The 26202-nt window shown below is 44.4% G+C and carries 24 protein-coding genes; 13 read left to right on the top strand and 11 right to left on the bottom strand.

Annotation, left to right across the window (positions count from 1 at the left end):
• Positions 1–125 precede the first annotated feature (125 nt).
• Genes OH463_RS09800 through OH463_RS09790 form a run of 3 tightly spaced genes read left to right on the top strand, consistent with a single transcriptional unit; the run spans position 126 to position 2496 of the window.
• Positions 126–881: a 5-oxoprolinase subunit PxpA gene (locus OH463_RS09800; RefSeq protein ID WP_069688251.1), complete on the top strand. Its 756-nt coding sequence runs from the start codon at positions 126–128 to the stop codon at positions 879–881.
• Entirely contained in the window at positions 881–1564 is a 684-nt protein-coding gene (locus tag OH463_RS09795) for a 5-oxoprolinase subunit B family protein (protein ID WP_047515782.1), read from the top strand. The genes OH463_RS09800 and OH463_RS09795 overlap by 1 nt, the downstream gene beginning before the upstream one ends.
• Positions 1561–2496 carry a biotin-dependent carboxyltransferase family protein gene (locus tag OH463_RS09790; protein WP_017189044.1) on the top strand — a complete coding sequence of 312 codons (936 nt, stop codon included), beginning with the start codon at positions 1561–1563 and terminating at the stop codon, positions 2494–2496. The genes OH463_RS09795 and OH463_RS09790 overlap by 4 nt, the downstream gene beginning before the upstream one ends.
• A gap of 33 nt (positions 2497–2529) precedes the next feature.
• Here the strand turns inward: OH463_RS09790 and OH463_RS09785 are convergent, their stop codons facing one another.
• From OH463_RS09785 to OH463_RS09775, 3 genes are all read right to left on the bottom strand, one after another.
• Positions 2530–3963: an FAD-dependent oxidoreductase gene (locus tag OH463_RS09785; RefSeq protein ID WP_009696684.1), complete on the bottom strand. Its 1434-nt coding sequence runs from the start codon at positions 3961–3963 to the stop codon at positions 2530–2532.
• Between the two features lie 353 nt (positions 3964–4316).
• Entirely contained in the window at positions 4317–6773 is a 2457-nt protein-coding gene (locus OH463_RS09780) for an ABC transporter permease (RefSeq protein ID WP_269991156.1), read from the bottom strand.
• Positions 6764–7465, bottom strand: coding sequence for an ABC transporter ATP-binding protein (locus OH463_RS09775; protein ID WP_038898931.1), 702 nt, complete (start codon positions 7463–7465; stop codon positions 6764–6766). The genes OH463_RS09780 and OH463_RS09775 overlap by 10 nt, the downstream gene beginning before the upstream one ends.
• Here OH463_RS09775 and tesA point away from each other — a divergent pair.
• From tesA to OH463_RS09755, 4 genes are all read left to right on the top strand, one after another.
• Positions 7464–8066 (top strand): multifunctional acyl-CoA thioesterase I/protease I/lysophospholipase L1, encoded by a 603-nt coding sequence (gene tesA, locus OH463_RS09770; RefSeq protein WP_038898930.1) that lies wholly within the window; start codon positions 7464–7466, stop codon positions 8064–8066. The two genes, OH463_RS09775 and tesA, sit on opposite strands and share 2 nt — an antisense overlap.
• 83 nt (positions 8067–8149) lie before the next feature.
• Entirely contained in the window at positions 8150–9349 is a 1200-nt protein-coding gene (fabV, locus tag OH463_RS09765) for an enoyl-ACP reductase FabV (RefSeq protein ID WP_005451770.1), read from the top strand.
• A 218-nt stretch (positions 9350–9567) separates the two neighbouring features.
• On the top strand, positions 9568–11478 hold the full coding sequence (locus OH463_RS09760; protein WP_199449439.1) for a bifunctional diguanylate cyclase/phosphodiesterase: 1911 nt from the start codon (positions 9568–9570) through the stop codon (positions 11476–11478).
• Positions 11479–11550: 72 nt separating this feature from the next.
• Positions 11551–13206, top strand: a complete 1656-nt coding sequence (locus OH463_RS09755; protein ID WP_005451768.1) for an ABC-ATPase domain-containing protein — start codon at positions 11551–11553, stop codon at positions 13204–13206.
• A 103-nt stretch (positions 13207–13309) separates the two neighbouring features.
• On the opposite strand, the gene OH463_RS09750 is transcribed toward OH463_RS09755, so the two are convergent.
• Together OH463_RS09750 and OH463_RS09745 are read right to left on the bottom strand one after the other, a co-directional pair.
• A complete protein-coding gene (locus OH463_RS09750; RefSeq protein ID WP_005451766.1) occupies positions 13310–13930 on the bottom strand; it encodes a DNA-J related domain-containing protein in 621 nt (206 codons plus the stop codon).
• A gap of 113 nt (positions 13931–14043) precedes the next feature.
• Positions 14044–14883, bottom strand: a complete 840-nt coding sequence (locus OH463_RS09745; RefSeq protein ID WP_005451765.1) for an isopenicillin N synthase family dioxygenase — start codon at positions 14881–14883, stop codon at positions 14044–14046.
• Between the two features lie 222 nt (positions 14884–15105).
• Between OH463_RS09745 and OH463_RS09740 the strand changes: the two genes are divergently transcribed.
• Positions 15106–15702 (top strand): DUF2238 domain-containing protein, encoded by a 597-nt coding sequence (locus OH463_RS09740; RefSeq protein ID WP_005451764.1) that lies wholly within the window; start codon positions 15106–15108, stop codon positions 15700–15702.
• On the opposite strand, the gene cutA is transcribed toward OH463_RS09740, so the two are convergent.
• The 5 genes from cutA to OH463_RS09715 form a co-directional block, all read right to left on the bottom strand.
• Complete coding sequence (gene cutA, locus OH463_RS09735) at positions 15664–15996, bottom strand: divalent-cation tolerance protein CutA (RefSeq protein WP_017189039.1); 333 nt, start codon at positions 15994–15996, stop codon at positions 15664–15666. The two genes, OH463_RS09740 and cutA, sit on opposite strands and share 39 nt — an antisense overlap.
• 9 nt (positions 15997–16005) lie before the next feature.
• Positions 16006–16257, bottom strand: a complete 252-nt coding sequence (locus OH463_RS09730) for a hypothetical protein (protein ID WP_269991150.1) — start codon at positions 16255–16257, stop codon at positions 16006–16008.
• Positions 16241–17947 (bottom strand): SgrR family transcriptional regulator, encoded by a 1707-nt coding sequence (locus tag OH463_RS09725; RefSeq protein WP_005451761.1) that lies wholly within the window; start codon positions 17945–17947, stop codon positions 16241–16243. The genes OH463_RS09730 and OH463_RS09725 overlap by 17 nt, the downstream gene beginning before the upstream one ends.
• 79 nt (positions 17948–18026) lie before the next feature.
• The gene (locus tag OH463_RS09720; protein ID WP_269991149.1) at positions 18027–18260 is read right to left on the bottom strand and encodes a DUF3389 domain-containing protein; all 234 of its coding nucleotides are present in this window, start codon (positions 18258–18260) and stop codon (positions 18027–18029) included.
• A gap of 16 nt (positions 18261–18276) precedes the next feature.
• Positions 18277–18711, bottom strand: coding sequence for a hotdog fold thioesterase (locus tag OH463_RS09715; protein ID WP_009701824.1), 435 nt, complete (start codon positions 18709–18711; stop codon positions 18277–18279).
• Between the two features lie 227 nt (positions 18712–18938).
• On the opposite strand from OH463_RS09715, the gene OH463_RS09710 reads away from it, so the two are divergent.
• The gene (locus tag OH463_RS09710; RefSeq protein ID WP_005451756.1) at positions 18939–19724 is read left to right on the top strand and encodes a M48 family metallopeptidase; all 786 of its coding nucleotides are present in this window, start codon (positions 18939–18941) and stop codon (positions 19722–19724) included.
• 133 nt (positions 19725–19857) lie between these two features.
• On the opposite strand, the gene OH463_RS09705 is transcribed toward OH463_RS09710, so the two are convergent.
• Complete coding sequence (locus tag OH463_RS09705; RefSeq protein WP_050567825.1) at positions 19858–20886, bottom strand: site-2 protease family protein; 1029 nt, start codon at positions 20884–20886, stop codon at positions 19858–19860.
• A 412-nt stretch (positions 20887–21298) separates the two neighbouring features.
• Here OH463_RS09705 and OH463_RS09700 point away from each other — a divergent pair, with 412 nt between their 5' ends.
• From OH463_RS09700 to OH463_RS09685, 4 genes are all read left to right on the top strand, one after another.
• Positions 21299–22549, top strand: a complete 1251-nt coding sequence (locus OH463_RS09700) for an outer membrane protein transport protein (protein WP_005451753.1) — start codon at positions 21299–21301, stop codon at positions 22547–22549.
• Positions 22550–22571: 22 nt separating this feature from the next.
• Positions 22572–25016, top strand: a complete 2445-nt coding sequence (locus OH463_RS09695; RefSeq protein ID WP_253649667.1) for a VolA/Pla-1 family phospholipase — start codon at positions 22572–22574, stop codon at positions 25014–25016.
• 135 nt (positions 25017–25151) lie between these two features.
• Positions 25152–25361: a YgdI/YgdR family lipoprotein gene (locus OH463_RS09690; RefSeq protein WP_005451749.1), complete on the top strand. Its 210-nt coding sequence runs from the start codon at positions 25152–25154 to the stop codon at positions 25359–25361.
• Positions 25362–25629: 268 nt separating this feature from the next.
• The gene (locus tag OH463_RS09685; protein ID WP_258456025.1) at positions 25630–26187 is read left to right on the top strand and encodes an alkylphosphonate utilization protein; all 558 of its coding nucleotides are present in this window, start codon (positions 25630–25632) and stop codon (positions 26185–26187) included.
• Positions 26188–26202: the final 15 nt, after the last annotated feature.

Below are 26202 nucleotides of genomic sequence, written 5' to 3'. Positions count from 1 at the left end.
CAAAGAACACGACGATCTTTTCACCACTTCATTTGATAATCTTCTTCTTGAAGAATGAAGTTAGTCACTGAACTTAAACGTAATTTCCTGCATTTTTAAAGCATACTTTGGACTTTTATAAACGTATGACATTGAATAACCAGCAACTGACACTGAATTGCGACATGGGCGAAAGCTTTGGCGCGTGGAAAATGGGGACCGATGAGAGCGTAATGCCTCACATTGACATGGCGAACATCGCTTGTGGATTTCACGCATCGGATCCTAATGTCATGCACGATACGATTACTCTCGCTAACCAACACGACGTTGAAATTGGTGCTCATCCTGGTTATCCCGACCTACAAGGCTTTGGTCGTCGGAGCCTAAAAATGACCAATGATGAAATTACCAACATGGTGATTTATCAAGTTGGCGCGTTACAAGCTTTGTGCAAAGCGCAGTATACCGACATAGGATATATCAAACCCCATGGTGCGCTTTATAACGATATGATGCAAAGCGATGGCGTTTTTCTCGCCGTAGTGAAAGCAGCGGCACTTTTTAAAGTTCCACTAATGATCCTCGCCTCTCAAGAAAATGAAAAGTATCTCGAAATAGCAGATGATTTTGATGTACCTCTGTTATTTGAAGCCTTTGCGGACCGTCTGTATCAAGATGATGGAATGCTAACCCCCAGAACACAACCTAATGCGGTCTTAAACAGCGAACACGCTATATTAGAACAAGTCAAAATGCTTGCTGAATCAGGAAGAGTCAAAACGGCATCGGGTCAATATATTTTGTTAGAAGCTGACACAATTTGTGTTCACGGAGATAATGACGAATCCATCGCATTGATTAAAAAGATTCGCCAAAGTCTCTACACCGGAGGAAATTAATGAATCAAGGGCAGTTTTCAATCTCTCCTATCTCTGAATGCAGTATTCTGATTCGCTTTCATGAAGCGGTGACCGTCGAACACATTGGGGAGTTAGCACATCAGATTGCCGATAAACTTAGCCTCATAATCATGAATGTTGTTCCGTCATACCGAACTATTTTGATCGATTACCTGCCCTTTAGAATTAACGAATCCATCATCCTCAAAGAATTGAACCAACTCGTTACTCGTTTTGATGTCCGCTCGATGGATAATAAGCAACCTAACTACATTTCCATTCCGGTTTACTACTCAGAAGAGACCGCGCTCGATTTAGAACGATTCAACGATGCTGGTTTGCCGTTGGCTGAATTGATCGAGCTGCATACCAAAACGGTTTACACGGTATCAGCAATCGGCTTTGCGCCAGGGTTCGCGTTTCTTTCAGACTTACCAAAGGCATTACACATGCCACGACACAATACCCCCCGCACTCACGTTCCAGCCGGCAGCGTCGCGATAGCGGACAGTAAAACCGCTGTCTACCCTTCAGATAGCCCTGGAGGCTGGAACATCATAGGTCGAACACCCATCTCGTTGTTCACTGATACGCCTCCATTTATTCCTTTTGAAGTTGGTGACAAGGTCACTTTTGGTTCAATCACAAGACAGGAATACATCAATTTAGGGGGCAAATTATGAGCTTTTCAGGTTTAATCGTAGAGAAACCAGGTCCACTCTCATTGATTCAAGATTTCGGTCGTTTTGGGCTCGCTCATATTGGTATTACGCAAGGCGGTCCGGTTGATGATTACGCTTACAGTTGGGCAAATCATCTATTAAAGAATCCTGTAAATTGCTCAGTCATTGAAATTACGCTTGGGAATGCCAGCTTCAAAGCACTAGAAGACTGTCACCTTTCTATTTGTGGGGGCGATTTAAACGCTTCTATTGACGGAATAGCACTCACCAATTGGTCTGACTTTTCGTTAAAAAAAGGACAAACACTTAAGTTTGGAATGCCACGCAATGGTCTTCGAGCTTACTTAGCCGTGAAAGGCGGTTTTAATGTCGAGAAACATTTAGGAAGTTCATCAACAGTATTAAGAGAATCCTTAGGAGGCATCGAACAAAATGGCTTGGCATTGAAAGCTGGAGACATCTTAAGTTTCAACCCACACGCACTCCCTAGCCGAAAGTCCAAGCAAATGACTTTTCGTTTTAAGCCTGATTATAACCTTCCTATCAAGCTTCGCGTTATTGAGGGTTATCAATACAACGACTTCTCTCAAGAAGCGATCGACCGTTTCTATTCCACGATATTTGAAATATCGCCAAACTCGAATCGCATGGGTTATCGCCTAGAAGGTGAAACTATCACTCCTCCTTACGATGGCATTTTATCTGAGGGTATTGCGCTTGGGTCTATCCAAATACCAAACGACGGGAAACCAATCATTTTGTTAAATGATCATCAGACTATTGGGGGGTATCCTAAGTTTGGCTGCGTCGCTAGGATTGATTTGCCGCGCTTGGCTCAGGCAAAACCGGGACAATCCGTAAGCTTTATACGAGGAGATAGACAAGGTCTACAAGATGTATGGTGTCAGTGGGCTCAATTTTTTGGTTATTGAGCCCTTCTAGTAGTTTAGTATCAAGCGCGGATGTTACATACCGTAGCGCTCTGCTAATGCTTGCGGATAACCACGCTCATAGGTCAGTTTGATCGCACAATCCTCTACTTCTTGATCAGTCCAATGGACAGTCACAGGATGCTGCTGCTCGACGTTATCGCTAGGTTCAATATCAAACCAATATTGCGCCATTTTCTGCGCAGCGAGTAATGTAGACGACGCTTTAACCACTTCGATACGCGCGTAGTTATTTTCTTCAAACGTGACGTCCGCGGCTCGCAGTACTGGATCTGTCCCTGGGATCTGCTGAGCACCAAATAACGCCTTACCACCTCTTACTGCCGTGTGATAATCTGGAATGAACTGAGCCATGTGTGCTATCGCATTGTCGGTACGTTCATCAAGTATCTCTTGACGCCAACCATGACGTATTTTCGACAACAAACTTGTCGGTAGTTCTGGCTGCGCAGAAGCCTGTGAACTTTCGACTAAGCCATCGTCAAACAACGTAATACCTTTGGTCATCCCATGTAGTTGAAAATAACCATCACCATAAGGTGTTAATTGAGCCATGCCCTTATCAGTACCACGAGGACCATGGAAAATAACCTCTGGCCATTGTTGAGTACATTCGTTCCAACGAGTGACGTATGCTGCCTTAAACTCAACAAGACGTTCACGCCGGACACCTACCTTGTCGTCCACGACTCCGGTTTCAAAACCGCACGCATTCACTAAGAAGTCGCAGTTCAACGCATGTTCAGAACCATCTTTTGTATAAGCCAAAGTCCAAGCAGAACCATTCCAATGAGACTCCACCAATTCCGCTTGTGTAATTACATCGACGTTTGGCATCTGCTCTAAAGTCATGTTCGCGATTGCAGCAAGACGGAATACGCTCCAACCATACTCTTGAACCGCCACAACCGGGTATTTAAGCTCATCTAGATCGGCATGCTGAGCAAATGGGATGCACCATTCATCAATGCTTTGAGGCTGTTCTGGTTGAGCTTGGCTCGCAAGTTGTAGTAACGCTTCCTTCGAGTAGAGTTTGTAGTACTCATCAGGTTCACCTAGAACTTGGTTTCGAGAGTCTTGGGCAACCAGCGTTTGGTAAGCACGTTTAATCACTTCCAGTCGTGGTAACAAAGTTTCTGGATCACCACCGTCTGAATACGGAACAGCAATAATAGTCGGACGAATATTCAGTGAATGGGGATACAAGCGAATCGTCTCAATAGACTGGGTTAGAAGATCTAAACATTGTTGTTCAGAAATCTCTCGATACAGGTTGCCGCCGGCATGCAAATGGCATATTGGGGGACCATTCACCAACGATACCCCTTTTTCGATTACGGACACTTTAAAACCTAACTCGGCAAAGTGAATCGCAGCAGTTGAACCTGCTACGCCACCACCAACGATAGCGATGTGTTTATCTTTACGATTTGGAAACTCAGACTTCATTGCTTCACTGAAATTTTATAAGGAGAAATCTTTACTTAGTGTCGATTCTACTCGGGTTTGAGTATGATTAAAATCACAAAAAGTTCATGGGTTTGCGTTTGTTAACGGTATACGTCAAAAGTTACTTTTGAGAGCAAAAAATTTCCGAAAAAAGTGCTTGACGAGGTTGTTAGGAAAGCGTGTTTTTGACCCTGTGTGAATAATATTTTTACGCTAACACCCATGGCATAAAGCCTGCGGAAACACCCCACTTTACTAACGACTCAGTTATCCCAAAAGTTATCCACCGTTTTTGTGGATAACTAAAATAAAACTGTCATGGAGTGCATCCGCGGTAGTTAAACGGAGGCTAATTAAGTGTTTACTGGCGTTAACAATCTTTTCAAAAGGCTCATTACCACTAAAGCAAGAACAACAAACGTAGCGAAAGGTAAAGCTATCCACAATTCAGGGTGGATCTGCGCATTAAGCTCAAAGCCATATTTCATCACAGCAGCGACACAGACCTCTGCTGCAAACACTGCAACGCCACTCGCCACCATTGCCATAATGCCGTATTCAGCCCATAGCGTAGTGTTGATACGCTTCTTACTTGACCCCAATGTTCGATAGAGTCGAATTTCCTGCTGGCGTTGAGACAAACTCAAACGAAGCAATGTAAATATCAGCAAAAGACCAGCCACTACACCAAGCAATGCCAATATGGTGATTGCCGATACAATTTGTTGGATAAGTGTTTGGATTTTGTCACCCATGGTTCGAATATCGAGTACGGAGACCGTCGGATGTGCACGTGACATCGACGTCAACAATGCATTGTTATCATCGTCGATACGATAACTGATCAAATAAGAGCCTGGTAAGCTTGCCATCACGTCAGACGAAAAGATGAAATAGAAGTTAGGCTTCATATCACGCCACTCAACATGACGAATGCTATCAACAGTGGCATCGAAGTTTTGGCTGTTAATAACAAACCGCAATTTGTCACCAAGTTCGATACCCAGTTCATCTGCAACCTGTGCTTCTACCGATACACTGGCTTTGTTTTTCCACTCACCAGATATGACATCGTTGTACTCAGGAAGCGTCTCCCCCCAAGTGAGGTTAAGTTCACGACTCACGGCATCTGAGCCTTGCCCCTCTGATTTAATCTCTTTAACGCTTACATCATTAATTTCTGCTAATCGGCCACGAATGATTGGGAAAGCTTGTGACCGCGTCACGTTGTTTTTATCCAATGTTTCTAGATAACTGTCTAGTTCGTAATCAGCGATATTCAAAGCAAATACGTTAGGTGCGTCCGCAGGAAGTGTTCTCGACCAATCAGCAAGAATATCGCTACGCACTAACCAAATTATCGAAAGTAACATCAGAGAAAGCGATAAAGCACCAAACTGCAAACCACTGGTAACTGGTGTGCGATTGATTCGACTGAGTGCAAGCTTCATTGCTGGTCGAGTAGAAACTCGAGCAAATAACTTAGTGAGCGCAACGCTCGTTGCCGCAAGCACGACAAATAACATCGCAATGCCCGCAAGTACAATCCAAACCAGAGTGTTGTTTGCATAAAGGATAAGCAAAGGCACGACGGGCACTAAGATAAGACACATGCGTTTCCAAGAGCGTTTGCCAGAACCTTGTTGAAGAACTTCTAGAGCAGGTGTTTTGATTAATCCGAGTAAGGGAATCCCAAGCGCTGGAACAGTAATAAGAACCGCTGATACAACTGAAATCAAGATAGGAGTGACGCCGTAACTAGGCAGTGGATTAGGCAACAAATCCCTGAGGGGAATTCGCAATAAATACTCCAAACCACTACCTAATAGCAGACCAACAATACTGGCACTAAGCAGCAAAATAGTGACTTGAATCAAAAGCCACTTTTCAATCCAGCGGCGACTCGCCCCCAAGCTTTTCAACATTGCGATGGTTTGCGTTCGGCTGTTCACGTAGCTTTGGCAAGTCAAAACCAACGTCGTTGCCGCCATGATGATAACAATAGCAACCGTCAAAGACAGGTATTGAGTTGTTCGTTCGAAGACTTCGTTACTTCGACTTGCAGTATCTTGCGTTCTCCAGCGATCACTTGGTGACAATTCAGTAATGTCTTGCAGTTGCGTTAATGTTGCATCGTCGCCTTTTAAAAACAAACGATATTGAACACGGCTCCCCAACTGGATTGCCCCTGTTTTTTCAACGTCGCTTTGATGAATATAGGCTGAAGGCATTTGTTGGAATGGGTTAAAGCTCAAACCTGGTTCCATCAAAACTGCACCTGAAACGATAAAGTCCGCATCGCCAATGGTGACAGCGTCACCCTTTTTGACATCAAGCTGCGCCATGATGCGTTCATCAAGCCATAGTTGGTTTTCTTTGACGTGGCCGGCTGAGTTATTGTCCAAGACTAATTCACCCATCAGAGGGTACTGCTCATCAACGGCACGAACAGAGATAAGCTGCATGCCAGTATCACTGAATGCCATGGTAGCGAATCGTGTCATGGTAGAGCGTGACATCTCGTCGGTAGCAGCCAACAAAGTATTTGGTATAGGGTTAGCAGACACAAAAACAGCATCAGCTGTTAACGCATCTTTACCTTGCTTAACGATCACCTGCTCCATTCTTTCTGCCAGAGCCGAGAGCGCAAAGATACTGGCAATCACGAGAATTAAGGCAACACTGATCGGCCATAAATTTCCTTGACGGATTTCACCGAAACTCCAACGTACTATGCTTTTGTTTGGCGATTGTTTAGCCTGCTTAGGCATCTGAGTTGAGTCTTGCTCACTTGAAGAGATCACGGACATATCACCTCCTCCTGCAACTCGCCTGCTTCCATTCGATATACACGGTCACAACGACTGGCTAAATGACTGTCGTGAGTAACCAGTACTAACGTTGTGCCATGCTGTTCATTCAAATCAAACAGAAGCTCGATGACTCTTTCGGCGGTTTGATGGTCGAGGTTTCCCGTTGGTTCATCGGCAAACAGCAGTTCTGGCTGAGTCATAAATGCCCGTGCAAGAGCGACACGCTGTTGTTCTCCCCCCGACAATTGACTTGGTAAGTGGTCGAGACGCTTTTCCAGCCCAACCGCTGTCAGCAATGCTTTTGCTCTTGCATCATCTTCAGCTTCACCACGTAGAAGACAAGGTAACGTGACATTTCGTAATGCGCTCAAACTTGGAATTAGAAGAAAGCTTTGAAATACGAAGCCCAACGAGTCCGCACGAATTTTTGCACGAGCTTCATCGTCTAACTTTGAAAGCTCATGCCCTAATAAGGTGATTTCGCCTGAGGTTGGTGTATCTAATCCAGCGAGCAGTGTCATCAATGTAGACTTGCCCGCGCCAGAGGTACCAACAATGGCAATCTTCTCGCCCTTTCTAATGTCAACATTTACATTTTTAAGGATTGTTAAATGTTCTTGATTAGTAGAGACTTGTTTAGAAACTAAATTAGCTTGAACAATGGGTGCTTTAAGTACAGGTGTTTGCATGATTCGTATACTTTCCTTAGTTCTTTTTTTCTGTCTTTCCGCTTCTACGCAGGCGAACGAAAAGTTGCTTGTTTTGGGTGACAGCCTAAGCGCTGGCTATCAAATGCCAATCGAAGAGAGTTGGCCTAGCTTACTTCCTGATGCGTTACTAGAACATGGTCAAGATGTAAAAGTTGTAAATGGCAGTATCTCAGGGGACACCACAGGTAATGGTCTTGCGCGTTTACCAGCTCTCCTTGAGCAGCACACTCCTGACGTCGTCCTTATTGAACTCGGTGCCAACGATGGTCTTCGTGGATTCCCACCTAAACTTATTACGTCGAACTTATCGAAAATGATTACCATGATCAAAGATTCTGGTGCGGATGTTGTGATGATGCAAATCCGTGTGCCACCAAACTACGGTAAGCGCTATAGCGATATGTTCTACGATATTTACCCTAAGCTTGCTGAACACCAAAAAGTTGCTCTGATGCCCTTCTTCTTAGAGCACGTCATCATTAAACCTGAATGGATGATGGATGATGGTTTGCACCCAAAACCAGAAGCTCAGCCTTTTATCGCAGACTTCGTTGCGCAAGAATTGGTTAAACATCTCTAATTTTGATGGTCTAGCTCAATAAGTTTTACCAAACTTTACGTTACTCTACTCGGCATCTTATTCACCAAGGTTAGATAATAACAATGCAAATAGAACCGTTAATTCAAGGTGTTGTAGCTCGATCGGCACATCCGTATGGGTGCCGCGCTTCCATCAAAGAGCAAATTAATTACGTAAAACAAGCTCCGCAGATCCAACATGGTCCCAAACGGGTTTTGATCATCGGTGCGTCTTCCGGCTTCGGATTGGCTGCTCGCATCGCCCTCACCTTTGGCGGCGCTGAGGCCGACACGATCGGCGTTTCATTCGAGCGTGGACCATCTGATAAGGGCGTTGGTAGTGCTGGTTGGTACAACAACATTTACTTTAAAGAAGAAGCGACTCATCACGGTCGAACAGCAGTAAACATCGTGGGCGATGCTTTTTCTGATTCTGTGCGCAACCAAGTAATCGAAGCTATCGAAACTCACTTTGAAGGTGAAGTAGATTTAGTCATTTACAGCTTGGCGACTGGTGTTCGTCCGAAGGCAGAATCTGACGAGTTTTGGCGCAGTGTCATCAAACCTATTGGTGAATCTGTCACTGGTGCATCGATTATGCTGGAAAACGATCAGTGGATAGACTCCACTCTTGCTCCAGCATCAGAGGAAGAAGCTGAAGCAACAATTAAGGTGATGGGCGGAGAAGATTGGGAAAGCTGGATCGATACGCTGATCAACTCTGAATCGGTGGCAAAAGGCTGCAAAACGATCGCCTTCTCTTACATGGGACCCGAAGTCACACACCCAATTTATCTTGATGGCACGCTAGGTCGTGCAAAAGTCGATTTACACCAAACCAGTCATGCATTGAACATAAAGATGGCAAACTTTGGTGGTGGTGCTTACGCGACCGTGTGTAAAGCGCTTGTCACAAAAGCGAGTGTGTTTATTCCTGCTCTCAGTCCTTACCTACTCGCTCTTTATCGTGTGATGAAGGAAAAAGGCACCCACGAACGTTGTATCGAGCAGATGCAACGTCTGTTCACGACGAAGTTGTACGACCAAGAAAAAGTACCTGTCGATGGTGAACGTTTGATTCGAATCGATGATCTGGAGTTAGATCCTCAAGTTCAGAAAGAAGTCAGTGAACTTCTTTCACAAATGAACGCAGATAACTTCAAACAAGTGGGTGACTATGCTGGATTCAAAGACGAATTTATGAAGCTAAATGGCTTCAACTTTGAAGGCGTCGATTACTCTCAAGATATATCGATGAAAGCACTCAAGGCGCTCAAGCCATAGGCTTGCACTTGGATTCTAGCGTCTCACTACTGAGATAGTGCCAAGTATTTCAAAGTCCTGAAAGGTTTTCAGGACTTTTTTTTGTTTCGGGTTCTGCCGCCCCTATACTTAAACTAAACGAATGGTTAAATAACTACTCAACAACAAGAATAAGCTCACATAAAAATTACAACGACTTTCATTCACAGGACGTGAACTTACGGGAAAGGATTACCTTTATGGGCACATTGCAAACCTTGGATTATGAGATCCCCGATTCGATGCGGAGAAGTTGGCAAAACATCGTCAACTTGTTAGCCCGCATTGCGGATGTTCCCACTACGCTTATCATGCGTGTGCATCCAGAGCATATCGAAGTCAATACCTCTAGCGAAACGGAAAATAACCCCTATAAAGTGGGTGACAAAGAAGCCCTTGGACATGGTCTGTATTGTGAACATGTCATTCAACACAAGCGCGAACTCATGGTCTCAAATGCACTCAAAGACCAGGAATGGAAAGACAACCCGGATATCAAACTTGGTATGATCTCCTATTGTGGGCTGCCTTTGTACTGGCCGAACGGTGAAACCTTCGGTACCATCTGTATGCTAGATACTAAAGAGAACCAATACAGCGACACCTACCGTGAGTTATTAAGTTCTTTCAAAGAATCTATCGAGGCACAACTTGCGGTTGTATTCCAGCAACACAAATTAGTAAGGCTAAATAGCGAACTAAAAAACAGAGTCGAAACGCGCACTACCGACCTTGCGCAACTCAGTTATTCATTGACGAAAGAGATCGACAGACGCAAAGCTGCCGAGAAACAAGTCAACTATCAACAAACTCACGACCAAGGCACTGGCTTTCTTAACCGCGCAGCTTTAGAAGAACAACTAGACGAAGTCATTGAGTCCATCAACCATGACGAGCAATCTTTGGTCGTGATTAACATTGGATTCAGTAACGCCCGTAGCATCCAAACCAAATACGGATTCGAAGCTTTCGACGAAGTGTTGAAGGAGTTTCGCTTTCGTCTTGGTCACAGTGAATCCAGTTATTTTGTCACAGGGCGACCAAGCTCCAACGATCTTGTGCTCATTGTTTCAGGCGAAGATATCGAGCCGAAAGTCCAACATTTACTTGACGAAATTACTCATGTGAGTGTTGGCAATTTTTATATCGATGACAATGAAGTGCATCTTCATTCCTACATTGGTGTCGTCCAAGCTCATCGAAACAGCCATGCCAAGCAACTGCTGCAAAATGCTTGCTATGCAATGTTGTTGTGCAAAGAGTCTGGCGAGTCATACAATTATTTCTGCGAAAGTCATACGCAAGATCTCAACAACCACAATCAACTAGAAAGCTACCTTCTACAGGCAGTTCGTAATGATGACCTGATGTTGTACTTCCAACCTAAGGTGCTTCCCCACACGCACAAATGGATAGGTGCAGAAGCGCTGTTACGTTGGCGTCATCCTGTCTTAGGTGATGTCTCAAATGAAGCGCTAATTCATATGGCAGAGCAAAACGGCTTGATCTTTGAGGTGGGTTCATTCGTTTTACGCACAGCCATAGACAAAGCCAAGCAATGGTCTGAGTTAGTGGATAACTTCAAAATTGCCGTTAATGTTTCGCCTATACAATTGCAAAACGTTAACTTTGCCGAACAGATAGAACATCTACTTGAAACCTTCCATCTACCAGCACACTTCCTTGAGCTAGAAGTGACTGAGAGCGCTTTAATCGCAGATGAAGTCGTTGCACGTAACACGTTGAATAAACTACACAAGCTTGGCGTTACACTGTCACTAGATGATTTCGGGACGGGCTATGCCTCTTTCAGTTACCTGAAGAAATACCCTTTTGACGCGATTAAAATTGATAAAAGCTTTGTTCAGCAGATGGAAAAATCCGACGATGACAGAGCCATTATTTGTTCCATTATCCATATTGCTAAAAAGCTTGATCTCCAAGTTGTCATTGAAGGTATTGAATCCAGCCAACAAGAGCAGTTTCTAATTGGTGAAGGCTGCGATATCGGACAAGGTTTTTTGTATGGTAAGCCAATGCCTTGTAATGAATTCGAACAAAGTTTGTTTAATCAAAACCTATTAGGTGGTCAATACACCTATTCTTCCTAAGCATTTCCTTTACTCTGTTGGCGGTGGTTTCTATAATCGCCGCCCGCTTCCAATAAAAAGGCCATTATCTTCATGGATCAGTTGACTGCCACGCTTAAGAAAATCGAAAAGCAGAACTACCGCGCATACCAACAAATCAAAGGTCAATACGACTTCGGTGATTTCGACTTGTACATCGACTACGTACAAGGTGACCCGTACGCATCTGCTTCTCGCCTACGTGCAACTCGCGCGTGGTCTTTGACCGGTCTCGAATGGCTAAAAGATGAATCTCCAGCATTCCAGCGTGCAGCTCGTGACTTCATTGCACGTAGCTTTGATGAGTTTGCAAAGCAAGAGAATACCGTAGCTATCTCACTTAGCGGTCAAACCGTTTTGGACAATACGGCAGTACTTTTCACTGAAGAAGGTATTGAGCTTCGCTTCCGTGTTAACCTGCCTGCCGAAGGTCGCTCTGTTCTTGGCAAAAAAGCGAATAACATTCTGACTTTCTACTTGCCGAAGTTTATTCGTCGCGCAACATTAGAGCGCGAGCTGAACAAAGACGCATTGATTGAGCACTGTAAAGTGGTTGAGGACCAAGCATCTCTGCGCGAGCAACTTGAAGCAAACAACCTAGTCGCTTTTGTGGCGAATGGCAGCATCCTTCCGCGTATTGCAGGTAACTGTGACTTGCCGATGAAAGACGCGGTTGAATTTAAAGCACCAGAGTCACTTCAAGTAACTTTGCATGCGCCAAACAAAGGTTACGTAACAGGTTTGGGTATTCCAAAAGGCATCACATTGATTGTTGGTGGTGGCTTCCATGGTAAATCAACGTTGCTAAATGCAATTGAACGCTCTATTTACGATCACATCCCTGGTGATGGTCGCGAATACATCGTCACTGATGCGAACGCGATGAAGATTCGTGCAGAAGATGGTCGCTGCGTTCATCACTTGAATTTATCTAACTACATCAACCATTTACCAATGGGTAAAGATACGGCAGATTTCTCTACGCAAGACGCTTCTGGTTCAACCTCTCAAGCCGCTTGGTTGCAAGAATCTATCGAGGCCGGCGCTAGTTCACTGCTTATTGATGAAGATACGTCAGCAACTAACTTTATGATTCGTGATGAACGTATGCAGGCATTGGTTGCCAAAGGCGACGAGCCTATCACACCTTTGGTAGATCGCATCGGACAATTGCGTGATGAGCTTGAAATCTCGACCATCATCGTTATGGGTGGCTCAGGTGACTACCTAGACGTTGCAGATACCGTTATCCAAATGCACGATTACCAAGCAGTTGATGTAACAGAAAAAGCGAAGCAAGTTATTGCACAGCATCCGACTCAGCGCCACAACGAGTCAGAGGAAAGCTTGCAAACATTCCGCCCTCGTGCGTTAAACCGTGTAGCGCTAATGAACATCCTGACAGACGGCAAGTTCCGTGTGAATGCAAAAGGCAAAGATTCTCTTCGCTTCGGTAAAGAGTTCGCAGATCTAAGTGCGCTTGAGCAACTTGAGTCAGCGGATGAAGTAAACACGATTGGTTGGTTGTGGTTCCAAATTGCTCAACTTCCGGGTTGGTGTAACCACCCTGCAAAAGAAATCGAAGACATGCTTACTGGTGAATGGTACGCGACCTTGCCTAAACAAGGCGACTTAGCGAAACCTCGTACATTGGACGTAATGGCAGCGCTGAACCGTATGCGTAAGTCTCAGTTCAAACCTTCTCGTTAATACCCAACGAGCAGCTAACAAAAGGCAGCGATAAACGCTGCCTTTTTAATCTTGTACGAATCATGACGCCCAACACGTGACAATGTAACTTAAAATGACTTCATTATCCGTTTCGAAGTACGTTCCAAGCATTGCATAGCACTCTAAACCTATCTGCATTACCGTTCTCTCGGTCTGGGTGCCAACGTAATGCCAGCTTACGCCATTGTCGGCGAATCTCAGTTCGGGTTGCGTCTGCATCTAGCTCAAACAAATGTAGTGCTTTACTTCGGTCTAGGTCATCAGAGACATTTCCCCCGATGTAACGTTGATATCTACTCCAGAAATCATTAAGTAGTCGGCGTACCTCGCCTTCGTCCGCTTCGTAGTTCTTCCAATCAAGGTAATACTCTCTTAGAGGATCATTGGTATCAACGCTGTGGCGAGAGGCTTCTATGGCGGACATAAGCACAATATTCATTGCTTCGACTTGCAACCAACCATCGGGATAAAGCGTTTCTTGCAATTGATAGAGCGCGTTCATTAATAAGAAATTTCGCTTGAAAAGATCTTTATCCGGAGATTCATCTAACTGTTGTATGTAGCCCTTTTGGCTGAGCTCATGAGCTAAAGTATGCACCTTCCAATTTGAAGGCTGCTTTCTGAGGATGTCTAAAATGGGCCACAATAATGGGTTTTCCATGTATTGCTGACTGTTTTGGCAAACATTGAGTTGTTCGTCCATGTATCCCCTAACCGTTTAAGTACCTGTTATATAAAGCTAGTCAATTTGTACCATAAACACAAAAAGGCTGACAGTCATAAACCATCAGCCTTTTGAAGCAAGATCTCGTTAACTTAAATAACGCCTAATTCTCTTAAACGTTCCATCAGGTAGCTGTGCGCAGTGTAACGCTCTGAAAGTACCGTATCTGGTTTCGGGTGCAAGAAAAGCGGAAGCGAAATACGTGACTTTTCTTGGCGACCGCCGGTTGGGTTAATCACGCGGTGCGTTGTTGACGGGAAGTAGCCACCAGACGCCTCTTGCAGCATATCACCGATGTTAATGATCAAGTTACCGAAGTCACATGGCACATCTAACCAGTCACCTTCTTTGCTCATTACTTGCAGACCAGGTTCGTTTGCTGCTGGCAGAACCGTTAGTAAGTTAATGTCTTCGTGCGCGGCAGCACGAATTGCGCCAGGCTCTTCTTCACCCGTCATTGGTGGATAGTGAAGAACACGAAGTAGCGTTTTATCGCTGTTGTTAATCATCTCTGACAGCGCAATTGAGAATTTCTCTTGAACGTCTTTTGGTGCGTATTCTTCTACCCAACCAAGCAGTTCTTGAGCGAATGCATTAGCGCGCTCGTAGTACTCTAGAATCTCTTCTCTTAGCTGTTCTGGCATCTGACCCCAAGGGTACACGTGAAAGTACTCTTTGATGTCTTTGACTGAATGACCTTTCGCAACTTCAGAAACTGATGGTGGAAAATATCCGTCTTGTGTTTCAACATTGAAGTGGAAATCGTTCTTTTGCTCTGAGCAGAAAAACTCGTACCAGTTTTTGTAAATAGATTCGACCAGCTCTTGAGGAATTGGATGGTTCTTAAGAACACCAAAACCCGTTTCGCGCAGTGAGGTGACGAACTGTTGAGCAGCATCGTCAGCAAGATAATCGACAGTTTCCAGTTTCATGACTTTACTTCTTTTTTATTAGACTGAACGGTGAATTCTATGGATGGGTATGTTGTAAATCAAACTTTAATGAAATGTTTACGCGCAAACGTTTTATTGTTGAGCAGTTTGGCAATATATCAACATAAAAAGTAATCATCTCCTTGTTAAATTTATTAATTGCACACCGTTCAATTAAGTGTAATCATAGAGTCAGTATTTAATTGAAGGATCAATTTCTGTATGAAAAGCACTTCTACCCTGTTGGGTTTGACCATTTTCTACGCCATCGTTTTTCTATATTCTGCTCTCGAGCCAAGTTCACGCGCAGTTTGGTTCGCGGAAATCGTACCAGCTATCGGTATTCTTATTGCCATTTGGGCACTGTCTATTCGCTATCAGTTTAGTAACACAGCCTATGTACTGATGTTTATTTGGTTATGCCTTCATACGATCGGCGCAAAATATACCTTCGCAGAAGTCCCATTTGATTGGTTTAATAACTTAATTGGCTCTGAGCGTAATAACTTTGACCGCGTCGCTCACTTTTCTATCGGCTTGTATGCCTATCCTATTGCTGAATATCTAATTAACAAGAAAAGGATCAGTTCCGGATTTGCATCTTGGTTTGCGTTGTTTGCGATTATGTCACTCGCAGCTGGTTACGAAATCATTGAATGGTGGTATGCGGCAATAGCTGGTGGTGATGAGGGTATTGCCTTTCTGGGTTCACAGGGTGATATATGGGATGCCCAGAAAGACATGTTGTGCGACACCATGGGAGCAATTGTGTCGTTACTTTTACTGACAACTCAGCGTCGACTGGCGAAGCCATTCTAAATACGGGTTAAAACCTTCGACAATTGGGACCTGTACGATTTGAGCGACCTCATACTCGTGCAGGTCTTTTATTTTATCTTCTACTAATGCATAGAGATCTTTGCGTGTCTTGATGATCAACAACCATTCATTGTCGCTGCAGACTTCACCTTTCCACACATAATGACTCTCTATTGCCATCGTCTGAATGCAAGCGGCTAACTGCCCTTCCAGTAACCCTTTGATGATTTCGTCCCGGTTCTTCTCTGTACCAGAAGTACTCAAGACCATACAGTATTCGTGTTGTTCGCTCATAACTTACTCTTACTTCATCGTAACCTTACCACCAATCATCTTGTAGGCAGGCGTTCCTCTTACTAAGGTGTCTCTTGCAAACTCTTGTTCACAACCAGGGCAAATGCAAGGCGTGCTGGTAAAGTCTTCGACAATACGTTCCTTAAAACATTTAACGAGGGCACCTTTGCCGCTCTTGCGGTACTTGAACAGCTGCGCTTTACATTTGGCGCAATATATCTCGACGGTTTTAGTCGGTTGCTTCTTATTCGGTTTCGCCATCTTTCTCTATTTTTGGTTTTACCCATACGTTGCTGAAATCGAACCACCCTAGTGCATTACATTTGGCGTTTTGTAGCGCACCACTATGGTCTTTGTTTACGCCTAGCCAACAATGGAACATAGGGATCACTTGGCAGCTCTTCACAAGTTGCCTACCTAACTCACGAGCTGGGAAATCGCTGTGTTGACCAGCACGCCATTGATCCACCAGCCCTGCCCAACCAGAGAAATCATATCCAGCACTGAATTTGTCAATGTCACTGTAATCTAACAACCATCCTGCGAGCGCATCGTTACGGTTGGTGGCGATCCCCATTGCTTTGATCCAAATATCCACTTCTTCTGGTGACGGTGGTTGCGTGTCATAACGGATGAACTCAACCTCAACACCATGTGGCTTTAGCAAGGTTTTGATCGCTTTAGCAATAACAGGAAACATTGGGTGCTTCTTTTGGTAAGCGACGCAAATGACTTTATCTTTCTGAGGTACTTCACCCGCAACACTTGGTCTCAGATCGATCCAGCCCGGCTTCAAACCAAAGGCTTGTAACACACCCAGCTCTATGATTTTGTCTTGAGGTACATGAGCATACACCTGGTAACTGTTTAATGTTTGACTAAGAAACTCAGCCCAACGTGGGTCTTTTGCAACACCTGTATTTTTATTCAGTAGTAAGAAGGTGCAACCGGGATCCAGCTCAACCTCGTCAGTAGAGGCTTGTTTATCCATTTGGGGTTTGGTCAAACTTGGGTAAACCATTGACGAATAGGCTTCATCGATCACCCACACCTCTACTTGGTCTAACAGAGGACGTAACCCAAAGTAGCCATCAAACGCAGTCAAAATTAAGCGCTTGTCGTCATTTACTTTAACTTGGAATGGTCCAGTCCCTACTGGCTTTCTATCGAATTCTTCCGAACGCAGCGTGCTCGGTAAGAGTACTTTTGCTTGGGATTCACTCAGAGCAAGTGGTAAGTATTTATCTGGACGAACAAGATGAATATCCACCGTCCAAGGCTCTGGCGACATTACATTTTCGATATGAGAGAAAAGATTCAACTCGCTTAACGCACTAATACTCTCAATGACACAGTCGGTGGTCAGTAGTTCACCGTTATGAAAACGAACACCTCGACGTAAATAGAAACGCCAATGAGTGTCTGAAAGCGCTTCCCAATAATGCGCCAAATCCGGTTGGAGGTGTTCATTATCATCCAGTCTAGTTAATCCACTGAATACCTGACGTGCGATATGCTGCTCAGAACGGCGCATCGGCTTTTGAGGGTTCAACATCGCAAGTGGTCGGTAGTACGGCAAACGCACAACTTGCTCACCTTGACGATGTTGGAGACCAAGATAACCTTGAATAACTTGGGTAAGCTTGGCGGCGTCATTATCTAGCGCCTCCAACGCTTGACCAATTTTACCTTCATCTAGATAACGGCGTGCGAGGTTCTCGCTAACATCACTGCGATTACGTTTAAAAATGAGTGTAGAAAGCTTTCCTCGACCAGCGGCAGGATGCCATTCAATCCACCCTTCTTCCTCTAATTTATTGAGGACGATTCGAGCGTTTCGGCGAGTACAGAAAAGTGCATCGGTAATATCTTCGAGTTGAACTTCCGTGTTATTACCAGAGAATTTTTCAAACAGTGTTTCGAATTGAACACGTAAACGAGGGCTACTCATAAAGAGGAAATTTTAGTTTTCATAACGATAAACTAAGTTTCCTCATTTTTTGCAAAAAGTGCAAACCTAGACATGCAAATTATTGAATGTCGATACCAATTTCTTGCTCTAGTTGGCGTAATTGATCTTCATCATCGAGTTTGATCGACCATTTTGTTTCTGCACCATGTGCCAAAACAACGTTTGCACCACGACCAAGTAACTGAATCGCATCGACTTGTGCTTGCATTGTAACCATGCCGTTACCATTGAGTTTAATAACGACTTCTCGCTGCGTTGCGATGATTTTACCAAGAGAAAATTCAATAACCATGTTCGTCTTGTACTCGTTAATGTGACTTTTCTTTTTGGTGTTTCACGGCGATCGTCAGTCGGCTGGTGCAAACTAATCGACCTCGTTCATCAGCGATGTCGATTTGCCACACCTGAGTTGAGACTCCGAGATGAACGGGCTTTGCAGTGCCAATGACATAGCCGCTGCGCATTGCACGGACGTGGTTAGCATTAATATCTAATCCAACGCAATAACTGCCTTCTCCAACACAAAAGTTTGCAGCGAGCGAGCCTAAAGTCTCTGCCAAGACGACAGACGCACCACCATGAAGCATACCCAGTGGCTGATGTGTAAAACTGCAAACAGGCATGGTTGCTGATAACGAATCATCAGTAAAATCGGTGTAAACGATTTGCAGATGCTCCATCATGGTGTTTTTTGATGTGGCGTTAAGAATGTCCAAGTCGATTGGCTTTTTCCAGATACTCATTTGTTCGCTCTTATCTCATCCAGTATTGCACTGGTGCTCAGTCTTTAAAAGTGCGTCTAGCATAGACCTGAATGCATCGCTACTTCAAGGCGCAACGCCTCACATAATGTGATTTATGTATTCCCAAATAACCTAGAGATACGTCGTTAAGCGAGAATGACTTAAAGTTTCTTTACTAAGCGTTATACTATTGGTACAAAACAGAAAAAATACTTATGGACCCCATTATGAGAACATGGATTAAAGCCTCAATTCTTATGACCGTTGCTGGCTTAACAGCATGTAGCGCTTCACCGACAGGTCGAAACCAAATCTTGATGTTTTCCGACCAAGAGATGTCTTCTCTCGGTGCCAAATCTTTCGAGCAAATGAAGAAAGAAATACCGATTAGCAAAGACAAAAAGACCAACGCTTATGTTCAATGCGTGGCGAAGCAAATCACAGACACTATCCCTCCTCAGCCGGGCTTTAAAGATTGGGAAGTGGTGGTTTTTGATAGTGACCAAGTCAACGCCTTCGCCCTTCCTGGAGGGAAGATTGGTGTATACACGGGCTTATTGAAAGTGGCGAAGAACCAAGATCAGCTAGCGACCGTAATTGGTCACGAGGTTGCACACGTACTTGCTGACCACAGTAATGAGCGTCTGTCTCAAAGCCAATTAGCAAATGCTGGATTGTCTCTAGCCAATGTCGCAATTGGTGCATCTGAATATAAACAATACCAACAAATGACAATGGCAGCGCTTGGTGTTGGCGTGCAATATGGGGTAATTTTACCTTACGGTCGTACGCAAGAGTCCGAAGCAGATATTGTGGGTTTAGGGTACATGGCGAAAGCAGGTTTCGATCCAAATCAAAGCGTCGATCTTTGGAAAAATATGAGCGCAGCTGGTGGCGCCCAACCGCCAGAATTTTTCTCTACTCACCCATCACACAGCACGCGTATTCGTGATTTGCAGGCGACGATTAAAACGCTGCCTGCTTCAAACGTAAAAGCACCGAAATGTGGTTAAATTGCTTAGCCAATCTAGTGTAAGCAACCTACTACTCTCTAGCTCGCTTTCTCAAACGAGTTAAACGAGCAAATAGAAGTCAAAAAGAAAGCTCCATTGGGAGCTTTCTTTTTATTTAATTCGCATTAGCCCTTTACGTACCAAGGATTTGCAGTGGCAGGCTTAACAGGCTGTCGCCAAGACCCGCAAAATACCAAATGATAGCGATGAAGCCTCCAATGGAGACTAGATACCAAGCGAAAGAGAAAAGCTGCCCATATCGAGTTAAAGGCAACAAATGACTATGGTGTCTTGTGCGCCACTCCACCACAACTTCCAACATCCCCATGATGAGCAAGAATCCCAACAACGTTAAACCGAATGCGTAGCTAATATAGATACCCAATGCTGCAGTCGCGACGCTACCGGCTAGACCAATCCATGAGTTCATGGAGAAAGTAATACTCTTCAGTACATGTCCACCGTCTAGAGGTAAAATCGGCAATAGGTTAAAGAGGTTTAACAAGGCGTTAAATACCGCAAGGCCGGCAAAGATCATCTCTCCCGTCACCCAGTACAAAATTGTAAATACAATACTCAACACCAATCCAAAGAAAGGTCCCATGATCGAGATAACAACGTCTTGCCAGCGTGTATTGATCTTTTCATCGCTTAGCGCCAACCCGCCCAAAAAAGGAATGAGATATATCCCCTTCGTTTTCATACCGAAGTATTTCATTGCACGGATGTGCCCGTATTCGTGGAAGACCAGGCATGCAACGAGCGCAAGCGCAAACTCTATCGAGAACAACCATGAGTAGGCAGCTAAACTCGCAGACGCTAACGCAACCTTAATCACTTTCGCACTCTTAAGCGCTTTCATTCCCAGCGACACAAGACCAATGATGCTAAAGCGCTTTTCTGTTGGTGGCGGCTCAACTGGAACTTGTTGCTCAATATCCTTTTCATTGCGAGTTCCTTCAGCCACAAGAGCCTCATTAACCGTAGCTTGATATTTGAAGTCAAAAGGTTGCCAATTTAACTCACAGCTCAGTTGGCAGTTCAATACCTGCTCTCCAGAAGAAAGTTTGAATTGATGTTGCGTCTTGCCGGAATCATCATCACTAGCATCAATTTGTGATACCAGAGTGTTATCCCAAAACAGTTGTTGCCAACCCGCCATAGAACCTTCCAGCCTAAGCGATTTCCCCAAAAATTCGATGTGTAGTAATTCCAACGAGATTTCCAATGCGATAAACACAAAGTGGGAATTATGCCTGTAATGGAATAGAACGCAAAGCATGTTAACAACAGGTGTTTGGTTAGCGATTAACCATAAGATTTACAAAACAAGTCTGGTCGTACCATTTGCTATAAAAATATCACCATAATACATGACCTTATTAATTGCTGTTTGACCTATGCATCAAATTTAAAACGCAATATACGTCTAATCTTTGACAAGATAATAAACATACAATTAACATTACATTTACATTGCAGTTGTAATTCTAACCGACAGCAACTGGTGTAAAAGGCATATAACAAATACAAAGACTTCGGTCTAACATAATGACACCCTAGGAGGGTCAAGGATGAACAAGAAGCACTGCTCTCTGCTTACAATTTCAATATTGTTTGCGTGTAATGCCCAATCTGCGGGCTTTCAGGTTGCTGAACACTCGGCATCTGGTCTTGGTAGAGCATTTTCAGGTGAAGGCGCGGTTGCGGATAACGCAAGCGTTTTAGCGCGTAACCCGGCTGCGATGACACTTTTTAAAGAAGCTCAGTTTTCAGGTGCGCTATCCATCGTCGATCCTGAAGTTAACGTCTACGACACTTACCATAAAGAACATGCAAAAGACGTAGCTCCGCTGCAAATCGTTCCTGCTGGCTACTACATTAGCCCTATTAACGATCAATGGGCTTGGGGTCTTGGTATGTTCACAACCTACGGTGTTGCCACTGACTACCCGAATGATATCTCTGCCGGTGATATGGCAGGCGATACTTCTTTGCTGTCTGTAAATATCAACCCAAACATTGCTTACCGCATCAATGAACAATTCAGTGTTGGTGGTGGTATCAACCTTGTCTACGCGCAAGCGGAATTGACTCGTCATAAAGGTGCCCTAGCTCCCCTATTTGGTCCTGGTAGTAAAAAGTCTGACAACCTAATTGGTATGGAAGGCGATACGTTTGCCTGGGGCTGGAACATCGGTGCGCTATATGAGTACAACGAAAATAACCGCTTTGGTTTCGGCTATCGCTCTAAAGTGGATTTAGACTTCGACAATGGTGAGTTCAGTAGCTATGACTCTGGCATCGCAACGGCACCAAAAGTCGATGGTCGACTACAAATTTCGCTTCCTTCTATCATCGAACTATCTGCATTCCACCAACTAAACGACAAGTGGGCTATCCACTACGGTTGGCAGCAAACAGATTGGAGCACATTTAAAGAACTAAAAGCGACGAGCCCACAATGTAACGACGGCACCGCTGGTCAATGTTTCTTTAAACCTGAGAAATACGAAGACAATAACCGCTACTCTTTCGGTGGTACATATACTCTGAACAATCAATGGACATTACGCGCTGGTATCGCATTTGACGAACAAGCGGGTAAAGCGACGTTGAGTATTCCTGATAGCGACCGTTTCTGGTACAGCGCGGGCGTGACTTATGTAATGCAAGAAAACTTAAGCTTCGATGCTGGTTTTGCCTTTGTTAAGAGTAAGTCTGGCTCGTTCACTGAAACAAACGCAGCAGATCAAGAGATCACATTTGATTCAGAAGGTACGGCTTACATCAGTGCTGTACAGATGAACTACACCTTCAAATAATCAGGATTAACGGAGTAAACCAATGAAACATACGTTTAAATTATCACTGCTTTGTTCTGCAATCCTACTTGCAGGTTGTGGTGACGACACTTCTAGCTCAGGCACTTCAGATACCGCAACGTTTGAACCTGCGGTTCAGGCACTACTTGACCGTAACACGTCGGTTAGTTTCACGGTTCAAGGTTCGAATGCTGATGTACCAGCGCCTTCTTACTTGCTAATGGATACAACAGATGGCACGCTCGGTCTGCCGACTGGTGGTGATGATGCGCTAACCAACCCTCGCGCCGCCATGAACACCATGGATGGTTGGTCAACATCAATGCCAATCGTTCTGAATTTCAACGGTGCAGGCTTCGCTGATGGTTTAGTAACGTCGGGTATTAGCGTTATTAAGCTAAATCAACGCATCACCGATTGGGATGGTAAGACAAACCCAATCGAAAAAGTTTTAAAGATCCAAGACGGCGCAACTGCTGATGCAGACTTCCAAGTCGTATCAAGTGGTAAGAGTCTTTACATCCAATTCGCAGACTCATTCGATGAATCAAGCGAATACATTTTTGCAGTGACTCAAGCAGTAAAAGATGTAAATGGCGACGCAATCGGTACATCCGGTAGTTACGCGACGGCAAAATCGAAAGAAGTCGTATACGAATCTGGTGATCTTGCTTCTCTACAAGCTGCAACAACGGCGGTTGAAGGAATCTTTGGTCTTGCTACTCAATCTGGCTTACTAAACGTTGTACCTTCAGACATCATCTACTCGTCATGGTTTAGCACACAGTCGGTAGGTGACACACTTGCAGCAGTGAAAGGCGTAACCGCAACCGGTTTTGCTACCGGTGCAAACACGCTCAACACGGTTTACAAGAATGACACTAACCCAGGTTCGGTCGACCTTGCGACTGCATACACAATGTCATTGGGTGCGACTCAAGACTTCATTACTGCGTTAGACGCAGATGAAGACTTCAACAAATACATCAGTGACTTAGACTCAACAAAGACCGCAATAAAAGGGCTTTACGCGAATGCCGGTGTTTCAGTCAACGTAACTCAGGGTGTGGTGAGACTACCTTACTATCTAGAGAAAGGTGCTGACTGGAACATGCAGCCAATGGTTTCAGCAATGCCAAGCCTTGTGAAACTGCAAGCCGCCTTATCAAACAAAGATGAACAAGCAGGCATAATTCAGCAGTTGTCTAGTGGTGAATTTGCAAATGACCCTGTTGATGTGAGCAAGCTCGCTACTGATCCTACAGAGCAGCTAAAACTTGTTGGCGCCAATCTAAAACTATCTGACGGCACTCCACTGGATAGTGACCGAGTGATCACTCGATACTCACCAGTGCCAGCGGTTAAGTCTTTAGAAGATGTCGAGTTCCTGTTGTTCACTCCAGAAACTGGCACGCCGACCAACGTTGTGATTTATCAACATGGCATTACTTCAGCAAAAGAAAATGCTTACGCTTTTGCCTTTAACATGGTTAAAGCAGGCGTAGCGGTGATCGCTATCGACTTACCAATTCATGGCACTCGTAGCTTGGATGACCAACGTTCTGCAAATTCAAACGTGTTAGCATATTTGAACTTGTCTAACTTGGCAGTAGCGCGTGATAACCTTCGCCAAAGTGTCCTTGACGTATTAGGTCTTCGCGCAAGTCTTGTGGTTTCTGCTCAAGCGGGTCTTCTTGCGAATAGCCCACTTAAAGGGTTTAACCCAGCAACTGGCTCAAAAGTTAAGATGCTTGGTCACTCATTAGGAGGCATCGTTGGTACGTCAGCCGTTGCAGCGGCAAACAACTCTCTGGGCTCAGTATCAGCAGATGCGTTGTACAACTTCAGTAGTGCATCTATCCAAAACTCTGGTGGTCAAATCGGTAACTTACTGCTTGGCTCTTCCAACTTTGGTCCGCAAATCAAACATAACCTAGCGTACGCGGCGTCCGCAGACTATGCGAGTTATGCAGATGCATCTTGTGCAGAACTTAGCGATAAAGTGTGTTACGAAACGTTTGAGAAAGGCGCAAGCCCTGAAGCTCTGGCTCAATTAAATGCTGGTTTCTCTAGCTTTATCTATGCCGCGCAAACAACGCTTGATACCGTTGACCCGTTCACAAATGCTGCTGACCTTATGAAGACTGGTTCGTTATCAACACCATTCTTCATGACAGAAGTAGATGGTGATGCAACCGTTCCAAACAACGTACCTAATGCGCCATTTGCAGGTACCGAGCCACTTGCGAAGAAGCTAGGCTTGAAAACGGTTAACAGCTCAGACACTGCTGTGAATGCAACAGCAAGCTTTGTCCAATTTAACGCAACGGCATCACACAGCACGTTTGCCTCTCCGGCAGGTACGTTGGCAGACCTTCCTCACCACGCAGAAATGCAGGCTGAGAATGCTGATTTTGTAGTGGATGATGCACTAAGCAAAGTAAGTAATGCGACAGTACTAAAATAATCTTGTACATCCCCTCAAAGCCCAGTTTCTACTGGGCTTTTTTGTTTCTATGCCTTTCAGACCCACTCATAGTTTCCTCTGCTATAGTTAAAACGATGTCTTTGTCTAACTCACTTGTTTGAAAAGGAAAACTCTATGCGCGTATTGACCGTGATTGCCACTGCACTACTTCTTGCCGCTTGCGGCAGCAGCCAATATCTTATGTCAACGAATGAAGGGAAAATCATTACCTCGTATGGCAAACCAGATCTCAATGAAGATACTGGCATGTACGAGTATGAAGACGTGGATGGCAAAGAAATGAGTATCTCACAAGACCAAATCGTACAAATTATCGAACGTTAGATCCTTTGCCTCCTGTCAAGTCAGGGGGCATTTTCAATCAATCTCCCTACCATCGATAACATTCATCAATGCAACTGATTCATCATTCAAAACAATCAACACCCTTATTTATATTCTAGATATTATTTGTTTAGCCAATATTTTACATCTTCACTCCTTTCAGGTTGGAATATTGTAAAATCTCGCCTTTAATTCTCTAACACCCTTTTATTTCTCAGGATAAAGTGGATAATACCGCCACCAAAAAACATTACTAAGGTGAGTCCTTATGTCTATCGAAGCTACTCTGCTTGCTCGCTGCGAGTCAAAATGTGAACTGTGTTCTTCTGAAACTCAACTAAATGCTTACGCTGTGCCACCACACGGCAACGTAACGGTTGATACTGCTATCATGGTTTGTGATAAGTGTCATGGTGAGATCGAAGACCCTAAAGACATTAACCACTGGCGCTGCTTGAACGACAGCATGTGGAGTCAGGTTCCTGCAGTACAAGTAACTGCATGGCGCCAACTTACTCGCCTAAACACAGAAAGCTGGGCTCAAGATGCTCTTGACATGATGTACATGGAAGAAGAGCAAATGAACTGGGCAATGAAAGGTATGTCTGCTGACGATAAAACTGTTGACTGCAACGGCACTGAACTTAAGAAAGGTGACGATGTAACAGTAATCAAAGACCTACCAGTTAAAGGTACAAACCAAGTAATCAAACAAGGTACTGTTATTCGCGGTATCAGCCTTGGTGATGATCCTAAACTTGTTTCAGGTAAGGCAAACGGTGGTCAGTCAATGTACGTGATCGCTGAGTACTGCCGTAAGAAGTAATCCCAACATTACTTT

Source organism: Vibrio sp. NFR, from assembly GCF_027587095.1.
Taxonomy (GTDB): Bacteria; Pseudomonadota; Gammaproteobacteria; order Enterobacterales; family Vibrionaceae; genus Vibrio; species Vibrio harveyi.
This window is presented reverse-complemented; position numbering and strand designations above follow the sequence as displayed.

Bases quoted from the DNA above. Each gene is read 5' to 3' on its own strand.
- fabV (WP_005451770.1), top strand. From the start codon at position 8,150: ATGCAAATAGAACCGTTAATTCAAGGTGTTGTAGCTCGATCGGCACAT.
- OH463_RS09780 (WP_269991156.1), bottom strand. From the start codon at position 6,773: ATGTCCGTGATCTCTTCAAGTGAGCAAGACTCAACTCAGATGCCTAAG.
- OH463_RS09750 (WP_005451766.1), bottom strand. From the start codon at position 13,930: ATGGACGAACAACTCAATGTTTGCCAAAACAGTCAGCAATACATGGAA.
- cutA (WP_017189039.1), bottom strand. From the start codon at position 15,996: ATGAGCGAACAACACGAATACTGTATGGTCTTGAGTACTTCTGGTACA.
- OH463_RS09725 (WP_005451761.1), bottom strand. From the start codon at position 17,947: ATGAGTAGCCCTCGTTTACGTGTTCAATTCGAAACACTGTTTGAAAAA.
- OH463_RS09715 (WP_009701824.1), bottom strand. From the start codon at position 18,711: ATGAGTATCTGGAAAAAGCCAATCGACTTGGACATTCTTAACGCCACA.
- OH463_RS09695 (WP_253649667.1), top strand. From the start codon at position 22,572: ATGAAACATACGTTTAAATTATCACTGCTTTGTTCTGCAATCCTACTT.
- OH463_RS09710 (WP_005451756.1), top strand. From the start codon at position 18,939: ATGAGAACATGGATTAAAGCCTCAATTCTTATGACCGTTGCTGGCTTA.
- OH463_RS09775 (WP_038898931.1), bottom strand. From the start codon at position 7,465: ATGCAAACACCTGTACTTAAAGCACCCATTGTTCAAGCTAATTTAGTT.
- tesA (WP_038898930.1), top strand. From the start codon at position 7,464: ATGATTCGTATACTTTCCTTAGTTCTTTTTTTCTGTCTTTCCGCTTCT.
- OH463_RS09790 (WP_017189044.1), top strand. From the start codon at position 1,561: ATGAGCTTTTCAGGTTTAATCGTAGAGAAACCAGGTCCACTCTCATTG.
- OH463_RS09700 (WP_005451753.1), top strand. From the start codon at position 21,299: ATGAACAAGAAGCACTGCTCTCTGCTTACAATTTCAATATTGTTTGCG.
- OH463_RS09720 (WP_269991149.1), bottom strand. From the start codon at position 18,260: ATGGTTATTGAATTTTCTCTTGGTAAAATCATCGCAACGCAGCGAGAA.
- OH463_RS09800 (WP_069688251.1), top strand. From the start codon at position 126: ATGACATTGAATAACCAGCAACTGACACTGAATTGCGACATGGGCGAA.
- OH463_RS09785 (WP_009696684.1), bottom strand. From the start codon at position 3,963: ATGAAGTCTGAGTTTCCAAATCGTAAAGATAAACACATCGCTATCGTT.
- OH463_RS09705 (WP_050567825.1), bottom strand. From the start codon at position 20,886: ATGGCGGGTTGGCAACAACTGTTTTGGGATAACACTCTGGTATCACAA.
- OH463_RS09730 (WP_269991150.1), bottom strand. From the start codon at position 16,257: ATGGCGAAACCGAATAAGAAGCAACCGACTAAAACCGTCGAGATATAT.
- OH463_RS09760 (WP_199449439.1), top strand. From the start codon at position 9,568: ATGGGCACATTGCAAACCTTGGATTATGAGATCCCCGATTCGATGCGG.
- OH463_RS09685 (WP_258456025.1), top strand. From the start codon at position 25,630: ATGTCTATCGAAGCTACTCTGCTTGCTCGCTGCGAGTCAAAATGTGAA.
- OH463_RS09795 (WP_047515782.1), top strand. From the start codon at position 881: ATGAATCAAGGGCAGTTTTCAATCTCTCCTATCTCTGAATGCAGTATT.
- OH463_RS09690 (WP_005451749.1), top strand. From the start codon at position 25,152: ATGCGCGTATTGACCGTGATTGCCACTGCACTACTTCTTGCCGCTTGC.
- OH463_RS09740 (WP_005451764.1), top strand. From the start codon at position 15,106: ATGAAAAGCACTTCTACCCTGTTGGGTTTGACCATTTTCTACGCCATC.
- OH463_RS09745 (WP_005451765.1), bottom strand. From the start codon at position 14,883: ATGAAACTGGAAACTGTCGATTATCTTGCTGACGATGCTGCTCAACAG.
- OH463_RS09755 (WP_005451768.1), top strand. From the start codon at position 11,551: ATGGATCAGTTGACTGCCACGCTTAAGAAAATCGAAAAGCAGAACTAC.